Annotated in this window: 3 protein-coding genes and 2 pseudogenes; 4 read left to right on the top strand and 1 reads right to left on the bottom strand. The window is 68.1% G+C overall.

Annotated features, from left to right (window positions below; genetic code table 11):
* The 3 genes and pseudogenes from ACFZDK_RS55675 to ACFZDK_RS55665 all read left to right on the top strand — a co-directional run.
* A partial coding sequence (locus ACFZDK_RS55675) for an IS110 family transposase (protein WP_390987056.1) occupies positions 1 to 1,278 on the top strand: 1,278 nt, incomplete at its 5' end.
* 23 nt (positions 1,279 to 1,301) lie between these two features.
* A pseudogene (locus ACFZDK_RS55670) lies at positions 1,302 to 1,646 on the top strand (IS630 family transposase); the annotation flags it as partial.
* A gap of 289 nt (positions 1,647 to 1,935) precedes the next feature.
* Positions 1,936 to 2,184, top strand: a pseudogene (locus tag ACFZDK_RS55665) (transposase); the annotation flags it as partial.
* Between the two features lie 114 nt (positions 2,185 to 2,298).
* Here the strand turns inward: ACFZDK_RS55665 and ACFZDK_RS55660 are convergent.
* Positions 2,299 to 2,439 (bottom strand): hypothetical protein, encoded by a 141-nt coding sequence (locus ACFZDK_RS55660; RefSeq protein ID WP_390987053.1) that lies wholly within the window; start codon positions 2,437 to 2,439, stop codon positions 2,299 to 2,301.
* 49 nt (positions 2,440 to 2,488) lie between these two features.
* Here ACFZDK_RS55660 and ACFZDK_RS55655 point away from each other — a divergent pair, with 49 nt between their 5' ends.
* Entirely contained in the window at positions 2,489 to 2,980 is a 492-nt protein-coding gene (locus ACFZDK_RS55655; RefSeq protein WP_390987050.1) for a hypothetical protein, read from the top strand.
* Positions 2,981 to 3,003: the final 23 nt, after the last annotated feature.

Below are 3,003 nucleotides of genomic sequence, written 5' to 3'. Positions count from 1 at the left end.
GGGACAACTCGCACGTCCGGTTCGGGAGGGCGGCGCGGAGAAACGGGCTGGGAGCAATCCCAGTACCGCGCTCCGCGCCGACCCCACCACGACGTCGCCCTGATCGACGACACCGGGCAGCTGCTGGCCAAGCGTCGCATCACCGACGATATGGCTGGCTACCAGCTGCTGCTGGACCTGCTCGCCGAGCACGGCGACGCGGAGGACGACCCGATCCCGATCGCCATCGAAACCAGCCGAGGCCTCCTGGTCGCGGGCTTGCGGCAGGGCAAGCGGAAGGTCTTCGCGATCAATCCGATGGCCGCTGCCCGCTACCGCGACCGGCACGGCGTCTCCCGCAAGAAGTCCGACCCTGGCGACGCTCTGGTGCTGGCCAACATCCTGCGTACCGATATGCCCATGCACCGGCCGTTGCCGGCCGACACCGACCTCGCACGCGCCATTGCCGTCCTCGCCCGCGCCCAGCAGGACGCGACCTGGAACCGGCAGCAGATCGCCAACCAGTTACGCTCGCTGCTGCGCGAGTACTACCCCGCGGCCCTGGACGCCTTCGCCGGATGGACCAACGGGCTGTGCCGTTCCGAAGCACGCGAACTGCTCAAGCTCGCCCCCACCCCGAGCCAGGCCGCCCGGCTCACCCGCGCCCAGCTCCGTTCCGCCCTCAAACGCGCAGGCCGTAGCCGCGGCATCGAAGCCGAGGCCGACCGGCTCCGCGAGATCTTCCGAACTGACTACGCAAGCCAGCCGCAGCTGGTCGAAGACGCGCTCGGCAAGCAGGCCTTCGCCCTCCTGCGGCAGTTGGAAGCCGCCTGCCTTGCTGCTGAGGAGCTCGCCGAGGCAGTCGAGGAGTCTTTTCTCCAACACCCGGACGCCAAAGTCATCTTGAGCTTCCCCGGTCTCGGGATCCAGCTCGGTGCCCGGGTGCTGGCCGAGATCGGCGATGACCGCCAGCGGTTCGCCGACGCACGTGGCATGAAGGCCTATGCAGGTTCCGCCCCCGTCACCCGCGCGTCCGGCAAGAAACATCACGTCGGGCGTCGCATGGTCAAGAACGACCGGCTTAACCATGCCGGCTACCTGTGGGCCTTCTCCGCTCTGCGGTCCTCACCCGGCGCGGACGCCCACTACCGGCGCCGACGCCAGCAAGGAGACTGGCACGCGGCTGCTCAGCGTCACCTTTTCAACCGCATGATCGGCCAGCTCTACCACTGCCTTCAGGTAGGCGAACTGTTCGACGAACATATCGCCTTTCCCTCCGAACTGGCCTCAGCAGCTTGACGACTTGGCATCGTGAGATGTCTCGGTGGGCGGGAGGCCGTCTCCGCCAACTCAGCCCTGACGACGAGGACTTCGTCATCCAGATGGCCATCACCCGCCCGACCAAGCTCGGCCAGCCCTTCACCCGCTGGTCCTTGCGCAAGCTCGTCGCCTACCTGCGCAAAGTCCACGGCCACGTGATCCGGATCGGCCGCGAGGCGTTACGCTGCCTGCTCGCCCGCCGCGGCGTGACCTTCCAGCGCACCAAGACGTGGAAGGAATCCCCGGACCCCGACCGCGAGGCGAAGCTGGACCGGATCGAGGAGGTCCTCGACCGCTTCCCGGACCGGGTCTTCGCCTTCGACGAGTTCGGCCCGCTCGGGATCCAGCGGGTGGAGAAGATCCTGGAGGATGCGCAGATCAAGGTGACCAGCGTGCTCACCGACCTGTTCGGCGCCTCCGGCCGGGACATGCTCGCCGCCCTCATCGCCGGCGAACGCAGCCCCCGCGTCCTCGCCGATCTGGCCCGCGGCAACCTGGTCCGCAAGAAGGCCGCCCTGGCCGACGCTCTGATCGGGCAGTTCGAGGACCACCACAGCTTCCTCTGCCAGACACTGCTGGACAGCATCGACCACCTCACCGGGCAGATCGCACGGCTGAACGAGCAGATCACCGCCGCTGTTCAGGACCTGCCCGGACCGGAGGAACGCACACCCCGGGCCCTCGCTCGTCGATCGGCTCGATGCCATTCCCGGTGTCGGACCCACCACCGCCCACATCCTGCTCGCCGAACTCGGCCCGGACATGGCGGTGTTCCCCACCGCAGATCACCTGGCCAGCTGGGCCAAGCTCACCCCGCGGACCACGCAGTCCGGTGCCAAACGCGGGTCCAGTCCGACCGGCCGGGGCAACCCCTGGCTCAAGAGTGCCCTCGGTGAAGCAGCCAGCGCCGCTGCCCGAACCGACACCTACCTCGGCGCGCGATACAGACGCATCGTCAAACGCCGCGGGCGCAAGAAGGCCCTGGTCGCCGTCGCTCGCTCAATCCTGATCATCGCCTGGCACCTGATCAATGATCCCGACACCACCTTCTGCGACCTCGGCTCCGACTACCACCAACGCCTGATCGACCCGAAACGCCGTACTCGCGACCTTGTGCGCCAGCTCAACGCGCTTGGCCACGATGTCACTCTCACCCCCGCAAGCTGACCGCCATCTCAAGCTCTGGCCAATGAACGCGTCAGCATGCCCGTGGCTGGGGAATTTTCCATTCATCGTGCTGGGCGACTTCCGAGACCGCCTCGCCGAGGACGCCCGCGTCGACCGCCTCCTCGACCTCGCACTGGCCCGCCTGAAGGAGGCCGGCCTGGTGCGCGAGCGCACCACGCAGCGCACCGACTCCACGCACGTCCTGGCCGCGGTGCGTGACCTGACCCGCCTGGAGCTGGTCACCGAGGCGGTCCGCGCCGCACTCGAAGAAGTTGCCGCCACCTCTCCTCACCTGCTCGACGAGCTGGTCGATGAGGGCTGGGGGCTGCGCTACGGCCGGCCGGTCCGCCTGGGGAAGAACCCCACCAAGCCCATGACCAGGATCCTTGCCACCGGAAATGACGCCGTCCGGCTCCTGGAACACCTCCACCGGCCCGGAGCATGTCGGCGTACGGACTTCTCTGGCCCTGGCAAGATTTCCGTGAAGCCGGGATGTGCCACCGTGCGCCGGTGACGCTCCGTCACGGGTGGCGGCAC

Source organism: Streptomyces sp. NPDC007901, from assembly GCF_042959465.1.
Classification (GTDB): Bacteria; Actinomycetota; Actinomycetes; order Streptomycetales; family Streptomycetaceae; genus Streptomyces.
Note: the sequence above shows the minus strand (reverse complement) of the source record. Positions and strands in the feature narration are given on the sequence as shown.

Coding starts and splice junctions, on each gene's coding strand:
- ACFZDK_RS55655 (WP_390987050.1), top strand. CDS start 2,489: ATGAACGCGTCAGCATGCCCGTGGCTGGGGAATTTTCCATTCATCGTG.